The sequence below is a fragment of the Affinundibacterium flavidum genome, from assembly GCF_014284175.1.
GTDB lineage: Bacteria > Pseudomonadota > Gammaproteobacteria > Burkholderiales > Burkholderiaceae_D > Undibacterium > Undibacterium flavidum.
This window is the reverse complement of sequence record NZ_JACOGA010000012.1, coordinates 123,095-140,871: the sequence shown is the minus strand read 5'-3', so window position 1 is coordinate 140,871 and position 17,777 is coordinate 123,095. Positions and strand designations below refer to the sequence as shown.

Below are 17,777 nucleotides of genomic sequence, written 5' to 3'. Positions count from 1 at the left end.
CGCTAAACCACCTTCACTCCAAAAATATAATTTAAAACCCCACTACCAAAGAAGCATGATAATAACGTCCAGGTTGGGTGTAAGCATCGACCACCACCGAAGTCGCGGCTAAGCCTTGTACATCGCTCCAGTTCCAATATTTTTTATTGGTGATATTGTCCACACCCAAATTGATGCGCCAGTTTTTCTGCATTGTCCACTGCACTTGCATATCCATAGTCGTCACACCCGGCACCAGAAATTGACGCACACGTGGTGGCACTGCAGGCTTAGGTAAATACGGACTACTCAAATCAGCTTCCTCTTTGCCTGCCTGATGACGCGCATTCAATTGCCAATCCCAACTGTCATTGGTGTAACGCAGACCGGCATACAACTTACTGGGATTAATCGCACTCAATGGCGTGTGGGCGACTTCATCGGTACCACGCGTTTTGCCATAAGCAAATGGGGAGCTCAATTTACCACCTGCGATTTCTGTCCACTGAATTTGCCCGCGAATTTCAAAGCCATCGATTTTCGCTTTGTCCACATTCACCGTTTGGAAAATCGCTGGATCGCCTGCAATGCCTTTGCCACCTAGAGGCTTTTTATCGTAAATCAAGTCCTTATAACGTCCGCTAAATACGGCGACATCGAGATTGAATTTTTCAAACAAAGCACGCACACCGATTTCTATGTTTTGACTCTTTTCCGGTTTCAAATCGGGATTCGCCAATAACACCGCTGGCACAGTGGCGCTATCAAATACACCATTGATCTGCTGCGCATTAGGGGCACGGAAACCACCAGCCAAATTGGCATAGGCATTCCAATCGCTATTCATTTTGTACAGCACACCTAACTTCGGAACCACTGCAGAGCCGGACAAGGATTTAGCAGGCGTCTTGGCTGGTGGGGCAAAACCATCCTGAGTCTTTACATTTAAATCAAAATGGTCGTAACGCACGCCCGGTGTGATGATCCATGCGCCAGCAAAAATCTCATCTTGGAGAAAGACAGCGCGACTAGAATCACGCGTATCGGGAAAATATTTACGTGGTGTGAAATCCGCATTGCCCGGATCAAGACCATCGAAAAAATTACTGACATCAATCCGTGAATAATCAAAGCCATAGCCCAGGCGTTGGGCAAAATTCGACGACGACTTGAATAATTTATCCACTAACAAACTAAACTGCCAAGCCTGCTCCGCATACGACACTTTGCGCACACGATCTGCCAAAGTATTACGGTGAGTGACGCCATCGTCTTGTGCACTACTATCTTGATAACTGAGATTACTTTGGACGTGATCGATCCAATCATTGTTGAGTGTATAGCGGTCGATCAAAGTCAAACGATCACGTGTAGCATCTTTGTGAACAGTTTCGCCCTTCACGGCAGAAGCTGTCGTCATCGGCAATTTGGCACGACTCGATAACAATTCAAAATCGGAAGTTTTATCGACGTGCTCAACACTTAAGCTGTGTTTTTGGCTGGCATTTGGCTGATAAACCAACTTGGCTAAGACGGACTGGGTTTTATCATCCTGTGGATTCGGCGTAGTTCTGTCGATATTCGGCACATCATTCGTGCCCATATTTTCTAAACCTTTGGCCTTGCTGGCACTGGCGCTCAACAACCAAGTCCATTGCGGATTTATGCAACCGGCCAAACTCGCACCTAGGCTGCGACTATGATCGTCACCACTCCAATTGGCAAATAATTTACCGCCAAAATCTTTAGAGGCGGCATTCTTCTCTTGCAAAAAATCTTGTGGCTCTAGAGTCATGAAATTGACCAAGCCCGCCAAGCCATCCGAACCATACAAGACAGATGCTGGGCCGCGCACAATCTCAACCTGACGGATCAAATTCATCGCTATCGAATCACGTCCAAAGGCATTGCTGCCATTGATATAGCTGCGTGGTAATCGCATACCATCGACCAACATCAATACACGATTACCATCCTGCCCACGTATCGTAAATCCGGCATTCCCATCACGCCCAGTCGAGTTACCAACACCCGTAACAGTAAAGCGCGCTGGTGCACGTTTGACTTCCACGTTAGCGAGATTTTTTGCCAGATCTCGTATGTCGCTGATACCTAAACGTTCGATTTCTTTTTGATCAATGACATCAATCGCCATCGGTAGATTTTCAACAAACTGCTCGTAGCGAGTCCCGCTGATGACCACTATTTGGGCGGGTTTAGTGCTGGGAACTGCATTGCCATCGAGATTAACCGACTGTGCTTGCGCGATGCCTGCCAAACTTGCGCACAAACAAGCGGCACTGACTGCCTGCACTCCCAACTTCCGTTGTAGTTTTTTTTGAAATACATCAGGAGAATGCGGGGCGACGGAGGAATGAAAAGTCATCATAATAATCCCATAGAAAAAGATTTTACTCAGTCTAGAGAAATGAAAAACAAGATCAATCCACTAGTTGCCCTTGCCTATAGGCTAAACGAACTAGTTAAAACATCTAGAATTTGCTAACACAAGGCTAGCGTTGGATTTCGCGCCACTGAGCAATCTGCAGACGATTGAAACAAGGAGCAAAAACTGTCAGGAAATTTGATATAGATCAAATCAAGTATGCGGAAAAACGATCTCTAAATTGCCAATGAAAACGACTATTCAAATGAAATTTTCTTAAAGCTTTGCCGTTCAGGTCAACATCAGATCGACTCTACGCTATCAATTCCGTGAATTCACTAGCTCAACAAACATATAGTCACTAATAAAGCGCTGTCCTGATTGGCATGTAGTTGATGCTCCACACCGCCAGCGAGATATTGCAAATCACCTGTACGCAAAACTTGCTCTTGCTGATCTGTTTTACTAAGAACTTCGCCGATCAGACATTGAATGGTCATTGCCCCCCTCACATGATGAGGTGGAATTGACTTACCTACCGGCAGAATCATCCGTATCACCTCTAGGTGAGGGTCTTTAAATAGGGCTATCGATTGTAGATTATCGATAGCGACCGAGGATGGAAGTAAGGGACAGACTTGTCCCGAACTAAGGTGTGATATAGCCATCTTGTTTCTCCCTAACGAATGTGAATACAACACTTCAGCATAGCAATATTGCGGCCTCTACATACAATACTATTGCATTAAGTTTCGATGTGACTATTCTCTGTGCAACCACAATCTATTATTTCTGCACATTAAACTCGGAAATAAGGCGACCAATTTCTTTTCTGAACACCTCATTCGCACGCGCATTATTCTCGCTAGCAATACGAGAGCTCTTCTTATTCGCTGTCAAATATGCACTATTGTTTGTATTGACGAATTGTTTTCCAAGATCTGACTGATAAAACTTCAATAATTTTTCAAGATCTTTGACGGAATGTGCCTGCGCAAAGTCACTGGTCAGCACTGCCGTAAACTGCTGGTCATCCAAATTCAAGCAAGCTTGGCGATGATATTCATTTACTGCGGATACGACACGAGGCCACAAATGCGAAGCCGGCGTGATACCGCCAAAATAGCTCGAATTATCTTTGAATATTTTTTCAGCCGAGTTGAGTGCTTGTTCTTCCCGACACAAGCGCAGCAACGCATTTAATTGTGACTCGACACCGAAAGAATCAATCAATCGCTGCGCCAACATTTGGCGCTTTTGCTTATCTCTCGCGTCAGCAAACGGCAATTCGCGCGCAGGACTATCACCTTGCTCAGCAATGGATCCTGAATCGGTTTTGGATTTTTTTATCTTGCTTAATGTCGTCTGAATCTCTTCTCCCACAAAAATTTGAGGATTTGAAGGGTCATAAGCTTCTTTTTTCTCACGCGCATCAATCGCTGGTTTTGCCATTGCAAACGCATCAACAAATGAAATATCTTCACTCAAAGCATCGACGAAGAAGGCCTTACCGAAATACGTATAATCTGCATCGTTACTGCAACCAAATGATGTTTTATCGGCAGCTGCAGAAGTAATAATCAAGCTGTTTGGATTCTTTAGTGGCTCAATATACCCACCAGAGTAGCAAGCCGAAATCACTATCACGCGATGTTTGATTTCCGCTTGGTCGAGCATCGTCTTCAAAACCTGAGGATTCAATTGCTTAAATTGCATACCTCCAAATTCAAGGCTAAATTCATGTGACTTCGAACCGTGTGAGCTTAAATACAGAAACAAAACATCACGATCAGGGCGCATGAGTTTCCCTATTTGCTCCAATGCGGCTTGCAACGCGGTGACGCTAGCGATCGAGGTCTCGTTCACGGTCGCACTATTGTTGATCAAGCTGATGCCATGCTTCGCGGTTTTAAATCGTTCCTGCAATAAACGTTCAACAAACTTGACCTCATTCATAAAAACGTTTTGACTTGCATAACCCGCTACGCCTACGAAAAACATTTGTGCATCTGCGTCGGTCGGGGCTTGAATTCTCTCCAGTTGCTGCTGTAGGATTCGCGGCTGCTTATAGATGATCGTCTCTTGGTTGAGAATGTCGTAGTCATTTACAGCGGCACCTTTATCTCCATCTTGTTCCGCTTGATAATCACGTATCCACAGCGACGAATTTCTATACATTCCAGTGAGCGGAATGCACAGCAGCGTTCCGACAAACAAGACAACCATGCATTGATGCAAACGCTTGTCCAAGCTAACAATTCTGGTGGTCGCTACTCCTGCTGCCAAGCCAAACCAAATTGCCATTCCCAAATCAAAGCTTGGTCGCCAATCCGGCAAATATGGGCGCAATAAACTAATACGATAAATCTCGATGGCAATGAGATAAAGGAACTGATGTGCCAGATATAGTCCGCAGTACATCAGTGTTAACAAAGCCAACTGCCGACGCTGCTGTGTTCGGGCTAACACGAGTATGGCACTCAAAATACTGACAGGAATAAAGAAAACCAATCCAGGCATTCCATATAATGCAATCTGTCCTCGACTACCAACTTCGGTGAGATCACCAGTCAATTGAAGCAAAACCGCGAAAATGACAAGATAGAATATATAAGTCCATGGAAGATCCACGTTTTGCGATGGAAATTTCCGATAGATACTGGCTTTGAAAACAGCGGAAATAAATGAAAAGAAACCTAATCTCTGATGAAGCTCTTCATGACTAGATGTGCCCCCTAGGGTCGTCGGTGAATTGGAATCTGCAGGAAAAGTAAGCACGTCTTCAACTTGCTTTGAAGCAGGCGCTTCAGAGTGGATGTCCACCTCGTTTGCATTGTCCATGTATTCGTTCTCAAAATAATATTTATAGAGACATCGTTAGTTTGTATGCACCGCAGCGAATTACATAACAGCATATGTGCAAATTCAGTGCCCCGTCAGACGCGTGAAACAATAGCAAACTGGTATCAGTGCCTGATCTATCTTTTTAACTAAGCTTTAAATTCCCAATTCTTCCAATTGGCTAACACTGCATTTGGATACTCTGCACGGCCGCGGCTACCGTTGTAGCGCCCAAGCGCAAGGAAGAGATTGCCGCCTTCCATATCGATATACATGCGTAGAATTGAACAGCCATAACGCAAATTGGTCTGCATCTGGAAGAGTTTTTTCGGGTCACCATCGCCAACCACACGCGACCAGAATGGCATCACTTGCATGAAGCCACGTGCGCCGACTATCGAAACCGCATACTTCTTGAAACCCGACTCGACTTGCATTAAACCCAGCACCATGCCGGTGTCTAAACCTGCCCGCTTTGCCTCGTACCAAACTGTTTCTAGAAACTCGATACGGGTTTGTTTATCCGGAATGCGACGCTTTAAGCGGTCTGACATTTCACCTAACCAATGCAGATATTTGATACGCTCTTCTATCTTATCGAAGGTCGGTTTTGGAGGACGTGGATCAGCCACTAGCTTGGCGAGCGCCAGCCTGACGGAATCTGCGATTGCTTCTTCTTTCTGATTCCCGGCATTCGCCACGGTTGACACCGTCAACAATAAGGCCAGAAAACAAACGCGAGTTTGCTTTTTCAAGAAACAAACTCGCGTCAAACCATCCATAATCAAACTCATTCTGAAGACTATTTCGCCTGCAATTTCGCAGTCAGGAATTCAAACATCTCGGCAACCGCAACATTGCTCGCCTCGGCATCACGACGCCCCTTGTATTCGAGATTGCCTTCTTTCAAACCACGATCACCGATCACCACGCGATGTGGCACGCCGATTAATTCCCAATCAGCGAACATGGAACCCGGACGCAAATCACGGTCATCGAGCAAGACGTCAACACCTGTGGCCAATAATTCTGCATACAGTTTTTCTGCCTGCTCTTTCACCGCCGGGCTCTTCTCCATGCCCATAGGGCAAATCACCACTTCAAATGGCGCAATCGCGGTTGGCCAGATAATGCCTTTATCGTCGAAATTTTGCTCAATCGCTGCGCCCAAAATACGCGTAATACCAATACCGTAACAGCCCATCTGCAATAGCTGCGGCTTGCCATTTTCATCGAGGAAAGTTGCCTTCATGGATTCAGAGTAGCTAGTGCCGAGTTGGAACACATGACCGACTTCGATACCGCGTTGAATTGCTAATACGCCTTTACCATCCGGTGATGGATCGCCAGCTACAACATTGCGCAAGTCGGCAACCAAAGGCTCAGCCACATCACGACCCCAATTTGCACCAGTGAAGTGGAAATCTTCTTCGTTCGCACCGCACACAAAATCGCCCATCATCGCAACTGTACGATCTGCCACTACTTTAACCGGCAATTTCGTATTTACTGGGCCGAGATAACCTGGCTTAGTGCCAAAGTGTTCGACGATTTCTTCTTCTGTCGCGAAACGGTAGTTTGCTAAGCCTGGTACTTTGCTGGCTTTGATTTCATTTAATTCATGATCACCGCGTAGCAGCAATAACCAGACTTGCTTAGTGACTTTCTCTTTCTCTTCGGTTTCGACGGTCAACACAATCGACTTCACTGTGTTTTGCAAAGGAATATTTAAAAGCTCGGCAACGTCTTCACACTTAGCTTTGCCTGGCGTTGCTGTTTTAGTTAAAGCTTGCGTTGCGGCTTGGCGTTCGCTGAACAGAGACAGCGCCTCCGCAGCTTCCATATTCGCCGCGTAATCTGAAGTCGGGCAATACACCAAGGCGTCTTCACCCGTTTCGGCGATCACGTGGAATTCATGCGAACCTGTACCACCAATCGCACCGTTGTCCGCCGCCACTGCACGGAATTGCAAACCGAAGCGATTAAAAATACGGACGTAAGCGTCATACATATTTTGGTAAGATTTTTTCAAACCATCCAAATCACGATCAAAGGAGTAGGCATCTTTCATCGTAAATTCACGGCCACGCATCAGACCAAAACGTGGGCGACGTTCGTCGCGGAACTTGGTTTGAATGTGGTAAAAATTCAGCGGCAATTGGCGATAAGACTTGATTTCTTGACGCGCAACGTCAGTAATCGCTTCTTCTGAAGTCGGTTGAATGATGAAATCGCGACCATGACGATCTTTCACACGCATCAATTCCGCGCCGTATTTTTGCCAGCGACCAGTTTCTTGCCATAACTCAGCGGGTTGCACTACCGGCATCAACATTTCTATCGCACCAGACCTATCCATCTCCTCACGTACAATTTTTTCAACTTTGCGAATGACGCGCAAACCCATAGGCATGTAGTTATAAATACCAGAGCCGAGACGTTTGATCATCCCGGCGCGCATCATTAATTTGTGACTGACGATTTCGGCGTCGGTTGGAGCTTCTTTTAAAGTGGAAATGAAAAAACGTGTAGCGCGCATGACTTATTTCTTTTCAATAATGGAGGTTTGGGATGACATCAAAATGTTGCCAGCACTGTGCAGCAAAATTCCGGCATAACTCAGTCAATAAGCGCCATGATTTCTGAAACAACAATACTTGAACTTTTTTGTTGAAGTCCTAGGTTATAATCAACTCAATTTTAAAGGATATGCTGGCTCATGCGCTCACTCTTTGCATTTTTGATGATGGTTTCGACTGCTTAATTGCATTTTTTTGCCCTAAACTCGGATTTTGATCGGCATTTTCCGCAAAATCCCAAGTTTTCAGCGTCAAAAACTTCGCCCGTCAAAATAAAGATTGTGCCCTGACCACGTTTGGGAATACTTAACAATTCGTTCAGGAACACATAAATCCTCGCCGATAAAATTTCGTGCGGGCATTTTTTTGATGTGGCTCGCTTTAACATTTTGTAAAAAATTTAAACACCAAGCTGAACGATTGTTAGACATTTCCCAAGAAATAATTGGGGTTATACCATGTTGGATCGTGAAGGCTTCAGGCCTAACGTAGGCATTATTATGCTGAACGCCAATAATGAAGTCTGGTGGGGCAAACGAGTGCGCGAGCATTCCTGGCAATTTCCACAAGGCGGCATTAAATACGGCGAATCGCCGGAACAAGCCATGTTCCGCGAACTTGAAGAAGAGACTGGCCTGCTCCCCGAGCACGTCAAAATCTTAGGTCGCACCCGCGACTGGCTGCGCTATGAAGTGCCGGATCACTTTATCAAACGCGAAATTCGTGGTCATTATCGTGGGCAAAAGCAAATCTGGTTTTTGCTGCGCATGGTGGGACGTGATTGCGATGTGAATTTGCGCGCGAGTACGCATCCTGAATTTGACGCTTGGCGCTGGCACGATTATTGGGTACCGCTCGATACGGTGATTGAATTTAAACGCGGCGTATATCAGATGGCTTTGCAAGAGTTGTCACGATTCATTCACCGCCCAGAAGGTCCGCGTAAGCCTTTTCATCAAAAACGCAGGGCGCATGATGCAAAACCTGACAGCGGGCAAACAGTTAACAAGGCCGAGACGGATCTGGTGGTCACTTTAAATACCAAGCTTGAAAACACTGTGACAGTGACCGCGACTGTTGAAGTCAGTGTTAGTGTAGAAACAGAAAATGCAGCGTTGAATACATCAACTGAAGTACAAAAAAAGGAAAGCTGATCATGCCTGTGCACACTCGAACCATTCGTACTCAGAGCAAATTGCAACAAGTTCTGCGTCACTGCATTTTGTACGCCTGCTTGGCATTGCCAACAATGTCAGCTATCGCACAGAACGCGGATGAAAAAGTGGTGAAGGTCTGGGTCGATAGCCCTATCGTGTTACCGGCAGCGCCAGCGACAGAAAATTTATTACGCTTTTACAGCAACGAGAATCAAATTTTCTTCATCGACAGCAAGTCCATCAGCATTGCAGCAGATGGCAGCTTACGTTACACCTTAGTTTCGACCAGCCAGTCTGGTGCCAAAAATGTCAGCTATGAAGGCATGCGTTGCGACACTAATGAAAAGCGCTTATTTGCTTTTGGTCGTGCCGACGGTACCTGGTCAAATTCACGCCGTAATACTTGGGATGAATTTACGAACAAAGGGGTCAATCAACAACACGGTACCTTAGCTTGGGACTTTGTATGCGAAGGTGGCAGTATCGCTGGTAATATTGAGAAGATTATTCAGCGCATTCGCCAACATCAATCCCTGCGTCAATATCACTAAATTGCTCGATCAAAAAAGCCCATCAGAATTATTCTGACGGGCTTTTTTTTGCACTCACTAAGTGTAAATAAGTGTAGTGTGTATTAAAACTTATACTCACCCCATAACTTCAAAGAAGTACCACGCAATGGTAATGGACCACCAGCACGGTTTTCTACCTGTGTTTGACGATTCATTAAGTTAAACAAATTGAAGCCCACGCGTAAGTCTTTAAAGCCGGAATAAGAGCCGTACACATCCACAGTGAAATCAGTACCTAGCTTACAGCCTTCTGCACTAACTTTACGTGCCGCACATGCTTCTATCGTGTTAGACGTGTCTGCTGCGCCCCACGCCAACTTGCGCTCACTTTGGAAGTAGCCACGTGCGCCGGCGCTCCATACATTCTTGGACCAGTTCGCACTCACGTTACTGGCGACGCGTGGATAGTAGCGATAGCCAACGTAGTTCTCGCTAAATTTTTGCGTATCAGGATCAAACCAACGCGTATCGATTTGAATTGTGGATTCCAGATTAGTGCTCAGACGGCCATACTCACCCAAATTCCAATTGCTGCGTATGCTCAGATCAGCGCCCGCGACTTTGGTCTTGGTCACATTCGAATATTGGTCACGCACGCCTTGCACGGGTCCGACTTTAAATCCCAAAGGAACACCAGCAAGTTGACTGGCACGTTGACCGAATTCGATATCTTGTGGCGACAAAGCACCACGGACAACTAAGCCTGTCGTCGTATCTTCATGCGCCAAAATGTAATCGGAACCACGCACCGCAATTTCGTTAAAACGTGACACATTCCAGTAGTCCAATGTGATTGCCGTATCTTTGGTCGCTTGCGCTACAAATCCCAAACTAAAGATGCGTGAACGTTCTGGTTCGAGCTTTGCGTTTGGCGTTACCGTAGATGGGAATCCAGTTTGGCAACCAGAGTAAAACGCTGTCAATGCATTGGAGCGATCAGTGGCATCACCCAGCATTAAAGCATCATAAATCTTATTCGCCATATCACAGCGCTTAGGATCGTCGCCACCTGTGAACCAAGATGCACCGCCATTACCTGTTTCAGGCAAACTAGGGGCTCGATAGCCGCGCGACAAAGTACCACGTAATTTGAACTGATCTGAGACCAAATAACTAGCATTGGCTTTCGGAATAATTTCTAAATCTGTGGGGCCAGATTTATCTGCACGCAAAGCGAAATCCAATTCTAATTTCTTAGTCAATGGCGCATTGAGCTCTGCAAACGCGGCGCTGACATTGCGTGAACCGTCGATAGACACACCGCTAAATTGGACGATACGTGCTTGCAAAATATTGTCCATACTCTTATGCAAGAACGTCTCATGACGAACGTCGGCACCCAACACCAAGGTCATTGGCCCACCGGTTAAATTCATGATGTCGCGACTCGCTTTGAAATCCAACCAGGATTCAGTCGACTTGCCATCGGAACCCATGACTGGGAACATTTTATCGAGCAGAGCACGGGGATTTTGTTGCCCGAATTTATATGCACCACTGACGATAGCGTTGGTGTATTCATAGCGATCACGGTATAACTGCTGACGTTGATGCGCGCGACCGCCCATAAAACCGACCGCAGTATCCCATTCCCAACCGGCAGTCTTACCGATCAACCCAGCTACTGCGCGATATTGTTGTGAACCACCGATATTTTTGAACATATCGGGATAGTCAGCGAAACGATAATTCAAACCTATGGGAAAGGAATACGGATTATTCGGATGTCCGACTGGCAGCAATGGATCGACGAAGTATTGCAACTCACCTTTTAATGAGTCATACCAAGACAAACTGGAGCCAGTCACATTGCTGCGTGGAATGGAGGTGTTGTAAGTTGATTTGGTATCGGCTAATTGCAACTCAGCCCACGCAGATAAATCTTCAGATATCTTCAAGTTACCCATGGAATAAAAAGCAGCACGTTCTGCGCCCGGCATCGCATCGCTGTCTTTCCAATAGTTGTAACGACACAAACCATCGATCAGATTCGCTGTCGCACATCCTGGCATCGCTTTGCTGATACGTGTACCCGCCAACTTAGGATCAGCATAATTATTCGGATAGCGTCCGGTGTAGTTACCTGGGTAAGCACCGGTCGATAAAGAATCAATCTTGCCAGTATCACGTGCAGGATTGAGCTTTAAATACCATTCTGGCAAACGACGATTGACGAAATCATCGCTATACGAACCACGCTTATACAAATCCAAGCTAGCAAACAGGTTGTATCCATCTTTATCGATATTCCCCATCCCGGCAGAAACATTCGCAAAACTCTGATTATTCAATTGGCGGTTAATCATCGATTGCTGCTTACTACCACTTACTTGCACGCCTGAAAAATCTTTGCGCGTAATGATATTCACGACACCAGCGATCGCCGAAGAACCGTAAATCGCCGAGGCACCATCACGCAAAATCTCTACTCGCTCGACCGCCGATGCTGGAATCGCGTCCACATTCACAAAGGTATTTTGCAAACCATCAGCAAAGCCAAAACTAGGCAAGCGACGACCATTGATCAGCACCAGCGTGGCACTTACACCCAAGTTACGCATAGACACGCCTGATGCACCGCTGGCCCAAGAATTAGCACCACTCAGGTCAGAAATCGCCGTTTTGTCGTTGGATGTCGATAACTCCAAAATATCTTTGACTGTCATCGCACCACTTTGCATAATTTCCGCTTTGCTGATGATTTGCAAAGGAGCCGCTGTTTCAGCATCAATACGTTTGATGTTAGAACCGGTGACAACCACGCGTTGTGATTGTGATTTTTCTTCTGTGCCAGCTTTCACCGCATCCTGCGCCCACACAGCGGACTGCGCACCAAACGAAAGCGCCAACGCCACCACGATGGTCTTTACTTTAACTTGTTGTTTCAAGATAACTCCTTGTTTTTATGTGATTTTCAGCCCCAATAGGGACGACCTCAATACATGAAATGATTCATGCTGCTCTATATTTTTCCATCATAAAAATACGAAAAAGTAATAGCAGTGAACTATCTTCACGCACGCACATTTAAATATATTTACAAAATATTTAAAAGATATTTAGAGATCATTGTCACTAAAAACAACAAAATAAGGGCAACATGCTTCCATCTGCAACTAAGTTACTAGTAATAGATATTCATGAGCATTTAGTTAATTACTTTAGATAGTGTAAATTATTACAACTAGCTAGTTCTTCGGCACCAAGCATAGAATTTGATCAAGCTCCACTTTGCTGATAAATTATCAAGCTTAGATAGAATAGATTTGGCAATGACGAAACATCGATTCGAGCGTCAATTCAATCACTAATTTGAACGCTTTTTTGCGGTCTAATTTGCGCCCGTATTTGAGTTGACATTTACGTTGGCATTTGCAAAGTCATCAACACCAACACTTCACCACTCATCCGGAAACCCGAGACAAAACCATGAAAATCACCATCAACACGACCGTCAAAGCCAAACTCAAAGATTGCTGGGATGCCTGGACAACGCCCGCCGACATCATGCAATGGAATGCCGCCAACGATGACTGGCACACGCCGCGCAGTAGCAATAATCTGCGCGTAGGTGGCATTTTTTCCAGCCGAATGGAAGCCAAAGATGGCAGTATGGGATTTGATTTTGAGGGAACCTACACGCAAGTTATTCCGCATGAATTGATTGAATACGCCTTGGGAGATCAACGCACGGTGACAGTTACGTTCAAAGAAGCCGATGGCGCTGTCCAGATTACGGAAACTTTCGATGCGGAAAATGAACACAGTGCAGAGATGCAGCGTGCAGGTTGGCAGGCGATTTTGGATAATTTTGCCCGGTACGTTGAAAGCAAAGCGAAAGCTTAAATTTATTCAGTTAAACAAAGTCCGTTTTTAATGGCTTGCAACAGCACTTACGATCTCCCTTTAATCTAATAGATAGTGTCATGAAAATACTTGCACTTTGCGGTAGCTTGCGCAAACAATCCAGATCACTAGCGCTACTTCAAGCAACTGCAAACTTGGCAGGGAATCAATTTGATTTTTCTATTTTTGATGGCTTAGGGGACTTACCCTTATTTAATCCGGACATCGAAGCATCGGCATCCGTGCCTCCAACCGTTCACAGGCTTTGGGAAGCCGTCAATTGGTCTGATGCCATCATTATTGCCAGTCCAGAATATGCGCATGGCGTCACAGGCACCATCAAGAATGCGCTCGATTGGCTGGTGGCCTACGTCCCCTTTACCAACAAACCAGTCGCGGCCTTTAATCCATCTCATCGTGCATCGATAGCCGACGAAGCGCTAAGAGAAATCTTAAGCACAATGAATGCGCATCTCATCACGGCTGCATGCTTACGTATTCCGGTGACGAACTGTCAGCTTAGTGCGGAAGATATTGCATCTTCCGATTCACATAAAGAACAAATCCTCACAGCATTAACAGCAATATCAGCAATTTTTGAGCATAAATAAAACTCACGCCTTTCGCTCTTTCTCCCTCTTATTCCTTAATCGCCTCCACCGCAAAATACAAAGTGACTTCATCACTAACAAAAGGCGTGTAACGCCCAACATCAAAATCACTACGTAAAATTTTGGCATTGCCATTTGCACCGCAGGCACTTTTCAAATACAAGGGCATGAAGCGACAACGAAATTGCGTCAATTCAAATTTCACTTTCTTTGTGATGTTTTTAATCGTTAAATCACCTTCCAACGCAATGACATTATTTTTCTCATCGAATATCAGAGCACTGGAAACGAAATTAATTGTCGGGTAAATCTGCACATCAAAGAAACTGCTGGAACGCAATGCAGTATCGAATAAACCATTACCAGTGCTGACTGACGCAGCATCAATACTTAATTGCACAGTACCTGTTCGTTTCTCACTATCAATGTCGATAAAGCCGGAATTCTTTTCAAAACGTCCTTGTTGCAAGGACAATCCCCAATGAGAATACTCAAAAATCGAATAAGTATGGGTGGGGTCAATCACGTAGCGGTCAGTTGTGGCTGCAGTTGTGGCTGCAGTTGCGGCTACAGTTGAGGTGACTGAGGCCACTAACATCATCAGACCAACTGCGCGATATGCCAGTCGATTCACCAGACGAATCATTACAGACCAGATGTGTCGTAACATACTCTCTCTCCAGTTTGCGCACCACGCTAAAGCAGAAACTATTCTAAATCGAATTCTTAGCCGCGCGTTGAGAAAGTCCAATTTGAACCGAAATGCCAGAAGAAAAATGGTAAAGTAACATCAACACTAAGAAATAAGTAATTGAACTCGGCGTCATTCCGACTCATTCAGTGTCAATACTTATGTTCCATGATGACTTATGCATGATGAATGATCTTTGATGATGTCCATGAATAGCAAACAAATGCGAGAGACGCGATGACCACTTTACCGATAACTTGTATGGTACTTTTCGTTAGTGATGTACCACGCATGACGGCTTTTTATAGTACCGTCGCCGCGATGAAAATTCTGCATGAAGAGCCATCCTACGCTATCTTGGGCATAGATGGTTTTGAACTAGTGATCCATGCCTTATATGGCGAGCCTTCACCTCAAAATTCCACCGCAGTGACAGTCGTTGTCCGGGAAGACTCCTATACCAAACTCTGTCTGCCTGTCGCAAACATCTCGATTGCACGTGCACAAGCTGATCAACTAGGCGGCGCAATTAAATCCAGCGCACACGAATGGGTCGCGCGAGGAATTCGTGCCTGTGATGGTCATGACCCGGAAGGTAATGTTTTTCAGGTACGTATGCTTGACGCTTGAAATCAAATACTGATTCCACAAAAACTTAATTGACCATCATCTCCACCAACAAATTTCAGGACGCTTCACATGAATTTTAAAGCCATTTTCATTGCGCTATTTTTAGTCACTAACATCAGCTCAGCAGGCCAAGCACCACAATCGACTCGCGCAGAAATTGATGCTTTGTTTAAGCAACTACAAGTTTCTGGTTGCCAGTTCAACCGCAATGGCACTTGGTATTCTGGAACGGAAGCGCAGTCACATCTGACAAAAAAATTAGAGTATTTCGAGAATAAGAACATGATCAAAAGCACAGAAGATTTCATTATGCATGCGGCGTCAACCAGCAGCACCAGCGGCAAAGCGTATCAAGTGAAATGTGGAAATAGCCCAGCAACAGAAAGTAAAGTTTGGCTACTAGACCAATTGAAAGTGTTACGCTCATCAGGCATTTCAAAATAGAGCACAGCGCAGACAAACTCTCTGACCAAAATTCACGCCAACGCTTCGCCGCCCTACTTATGAACAAAAATGATTTAGCAACTGCAATTCGCCGCAAGCTATTTGCATGCGCCTTAATGAGTCTATCCACCCTTCTCAGCGGCTGCTTCTCTATGAGAATCGTCGATAGCGACATTCTGCATCCAGACAAGAGCAGCGGCTATCAACAAAAACAGAAATTTGATGCTCTCGTTTTGAAACAAGTACGACCCGAAGCTAGTTTTTCTGAAAGCAGCATTGTCATCAACGAAACGCTACATGCGAATGGATTTGCCATAGAACAAACACATGCCGATGTTCTAGTGCTCTACCTTGGTGGTGCAGATTCGCATATCGACAATGCCGCAAAATATCTGATGCAAACGATAGGCAGTTGCCCTATCAATTTACAAATGTATGATTATCGCGGCTATGGTCGTACCGTTGGCGAACCGACGATGGATAATCTCAAGCGAGATGCCTTAAAAATTTATGATGATTTGAAGTCCAAATCAAGTAAAAAACTCGTGATCCACGGTTACTCTCTGGGCAGCTTCATCGCCGCACATATCGCGCAACAACGCCAAGTCGATGGCATTATTTTGGAGGCGACTGGATCCAGCTTCATGGCGCTACTCGACGCCAAAGTTCCGGCCTTTGCCAAACCATTTTTTCACTTTGAGGCAGCAGATAGTTTACGTGTTATCAAAGTCGATCGCGATATGGCGCGCTATCACGGCAAAGCACTGGTCATTGCAGGAGAAAAAGATGATCAAACACCGCCGGCATTAGGCAGACTTGTTTTTGACGCGATTCCGGGCAGCGAAAAACATTTTATCGTAGCGCCAAATGTGGGGCATTCTGGATTGCTAAGAAATGAAGATGTGCGAAAAACTTACTGTGAATTTATCACTCAAATACAAGCTTCAAGGTCACAATAGACGTCACTGCTCGCGAAATAGAAAACCAACATATTCACATGAAACGCGCGCTCTTTATCTGCACCCAAAACCGACTCCGCAGTCCAACAGCGGAGCAAATTTTTGCATCATGGCCGGATGTCGAAACCGACTCAGCTGGCTTAGGCAACGACGCCACCACACCACTCTCCTCAGAACAAATCGCATGGGCAACGATCATCTTCGTCATGGAGAAAGCACATCGCAATAAGTTATCGAAAAAATTCCGGCCTTATCTCAATAATAAGCGGATTATTTGTTTGGATATTCCGGATGAATATGAGTATATGGATCCGGTGTTGATTGCTGTTTTGAAGGCTAAGGTTGGGAAATTTTTGATGTGAATTGTTACTGAGTTGTTGCTGGTCGTATTCAATTTTCGGCTTAATCAACGTTCTGTTGGTCGGGTGTGGCCCGACAGCCAAGCACCTTTTTTGCTTCGCCAAAAAAGGTCCTCCAAAAAAGGCGACCGTAGACTCGCCCTGCGGGTGCTTACGCTACGCTCCAGCATAATTTGTGCATCACAAAAAATGGGAAAGTGTTGAAACTCGCTACGCTCAGACAACAACACTTTCTTATCCATTTTCTGTGACGCACAAATTACATCGTCTCAAACGGGGGTAGGTCAAAGGCAACTTCAAAACAATCAATATCGACAGACACTCAATTTTCTATTAGCCGCTGTAGGTCATTGTTTTTGACCTTGTTTTTGACCTTGTTTTTGACTTTGACGCCGTTCCACTTCTGACACTGCCAATTGTGCTAGACAGAAAATGGATAAAGAAAGTGGCGTTGTTTGAGCGAAGCGAGTTTCGACACTTTCCCATTTTTTGTCCTGCACAATTGGGAACCCGAAGGGCAGTGGCAGCGTGGTCGCCTTTCTTTGCTTACTTTCTTTGGCGAAGCAAAGAAAGTGAGTGGCTGTCGGGCCACACCCGACCTGTGAACGACGAAAGTGTTTACAGTGATTTTTGTAGCGACTACCTTGCAAACGATATTATGTATTTCTGAGTGGACAATAAGACCTGCCCAACCTACTAGACTATACAAATAACTCAATTTTA

Annotated in this window: 16 protein-coding genes; 8 read left to right on the top strand and 8 right to left on the bottom strand. The window is 45.3% G+C overall.

Features of this window, described 5'->3' with window-relative positions; genetic code table 11:
• Positions 1-31: 31 nt before the first annotated feature.
• The 5 genes from H8K55_RS14065 to H8K55_RS14045 all read right to left on the bottom strand — a co-directional run bounded on the left by H8K55_RS14065 (position 32) and on the right by H8K55_RS14045 (position 7,745).
• Entirely contained in the window at positions 32-2,368 is a 2,337-nt protein-coding gene (locus H8K55_RS14065; RefSeq protein WP_186942689.1) for a TonB-dependent hemoglobin/transferrin/lactoferrin family receptor, read from the bottom strand.
• A 335-nt stretch (positions 2,369-2,703) separates the two neighbouring features.
• Positions 2,704-3,033: a cupin domain-containing protein gene (locus H8K55_RS14060; protein WP_186942688.1), complete on the bottom strand. Its 330-nt coding sequence runs from the start codon at positions 3,031-3,033 to the stop codon at positions 2,704-2,706.
• Positions 3,034-3,151: 118 nt separating this feature from the next.
• The gene (locus tag H8K55_RS14055) at positions 3,152-5,206 is read right to left on the bottom strand and encodes a C13 family peptidase (RefSeq protein WP_186942687.1); all 2,055 of its coding nucleotides are present in this window, start codon (positions 5,204-5,206) and stop codon (positions 3,152-3,154) included.
• 149 nt (positions 5,207-5,355) lie between these two features.
• On the bottom strand, positions 5,356-6,000 hold the full coding sequence (locus tag H8K55_RS14050) for a lytic transglycosylase domain-containing protein (protein ID WP_230408624.1): 645 nt from the start codon (positions 5,998-6,000) through the stop codon (positions 5,356-5,358).
• 8 nt (positions 6,001-6,008) lie between these two features.
• On the bottom strand, positions 6,009-7,745 hold the full coding sequence (locus tag H8K55_RS14045) for a proline--tRNA ligase (protein WP_186942686.1): 1,737 nt from the start codon (positions 7,743-7,745) through the stop codon (positions 6,009-6,011).
• Between the two features lie 498 nt (positions 7,746-8,243).
• Here H8K55_RS14045 and H8K55_RS14040 point away from each other — a divergent pair, with 498 nt between their 5' ends.
• Both H8K55_RS14040 and H8K55_RS14035 read left to right on the top strand, forming a co-directional pair.
• Positions 8,244-8,939 (top strand): RNA pyrophosphohydrolase, encoded by a 696-nt coding sequence (locus H8K55_RS14040; protein WP_186942685.1) that lies wholly within the window; start codon positions 8,244-8,246, stop codon positions 8,937-8,939.
• A 2-nt stretch (positions 8,940-8,941) separates the two neighbouring features.
• Positions 8,942-9,493 carry a CNP1-like family protein gene (locus H8K55_RS14035; RefSeq protein WP_186942684.1) on the top strand — a complete coding sequence of 184 codons (552 nt, stop codon included), beginning with the start codon at positions 8,942-8,944 and terminating at the stop codon, positions 9,491-9,493.
• An 83-nt stretch (positions 9,494-9,576) separates the two neighbouring features.
• Here the strand turns inward: H8K55_RS14035 and H8K55_RS14030 are convergent, their stop codons facing one another.
• Entirely contained in the window at positions 9,577-12,402 is a 2,826-nt protein-coding gene (locus tag H8K55_RS14030) for a TonB-dependent receptor plug domain-containing protein (protein ID WP_186942683.1), read from the bottom strand.
• A 541-nt stretch (positions 12,403-12,943) separates the two neighbouring features.
• Between H8K55_RS14030 and H8K55_RS14025 the strand changes: the two genes are divergently transcribed.
• Positions 12,944-13,360 (top strand): SRPBCC family protein, encoded by a 417-nt coding sequence (locus H8K55_RS14025; RefSeq protein ID WP_186942682.1) that lies wholly within the window; start codon positions 12,944-12,946, stop codon positions 13,358-13,360.
• Between the two features lie 80 nt (positions 13,361-13,440).
• Positions 13,441-13,971 (top strand): NADPH-dependent FMN reductase, encoded by a 531-nt coding sequence (locus tag H8K55_RS14020; protein ID WP_186942681.1) that lies wholly within the window; start codon positions 13,441-13,443, stop codon positions 13,969-13,971.
• Positions 13,972-13,999: 28 nt separating this feature from the next.
• Here H8K55_RS14020 and H8K55_RS14015 read toward each other — a convergent pair whose 3' ends face one another.
• Complete coding sequence (locus H8K55_RS14015) at positions 14,000-14,641, bottom strand: YceI family protein (RefSeq protein WP_186942680.1); 642 nt, start codon at positions 14,639-14,641, stop codon at positions 14,000-14,002.
• Between the two features lie 258 nt (positions 14,642-14,899).
• On the opposite strand from H8K55_RS14015, the gene H8K55_RS14010 reads away from it, so the two are divergent.
• The 4 genes from H8K55_RS14010 (at position 14,900) to H8K55_RS13995 (ending at position 17,057) form a co-directional block, all read left to right on the top strand.
• A complete protein-coding gene (locus H8K55_RS14010) occupies positions 14,900-15,292 on the top strand; it encodes a VOC family protein (protein ID WP_186942679.1) in 393 nt (130 codons plus the stop codon).
• 69 nt (positions 15,293-15,361) lie between these two features.
• On the top strand, positions 15,362-15,736 hold the full coding sequence (locus tag H8K55_RS14005) for a YfeK family protein (RefSeq protein ID WP_186942678.1): 375 nt from the start codon (positions 15,362-15,364) through the stop codon (positions 15,734-15,736).
• A 116-nt stretch (positions 15,737-15,852) separates the two neighbouring features.
• Positions 15,853-16,695 carry an alpha/beta hydrolase gene (locus H8K55_RS14000; RefSeq protein WP_186942677.1) on the top strand — a complete coding sequence of 281 codons (843 nt, stop codon included), beginning with the start codon at positions 15,853-15,855 and terminating at the stop codon, positions 16,693-16,695.
• A gap of 38 nt (positions 16,696-16,733) precedes the next feature.
• Positions 16,734-17,057 (top strand): low molecular weight protein tyrosine phosphatase family protein, encoded by a 324-nt coding sequence (locus H8K55_RS13995; RefSeq protein WP_186942676.1) that lies wholly within the window; start codon positions 16,734-16,736, stop codon positions 17,055-17,057.
• A gap of 344 nt (positions 17,058-17,401) precedes the next feature.
• Here the strand turns inward: H8K55_RS13995 and H8K55_RS21595 are convergent, their stop codons facing one another.
• Positions 17,402-17,704, bottom strand: coding sequence for a hypothetical protein (locus H8K55_RS21595; protein WP_222612478.1), 303 nt, complete (start codon positions 17,702-17,704; stop codon positions 17,402-17,404).
• Between the last annotated feature and the right edge of the window lie 73 nt (positions 17,705-17,777).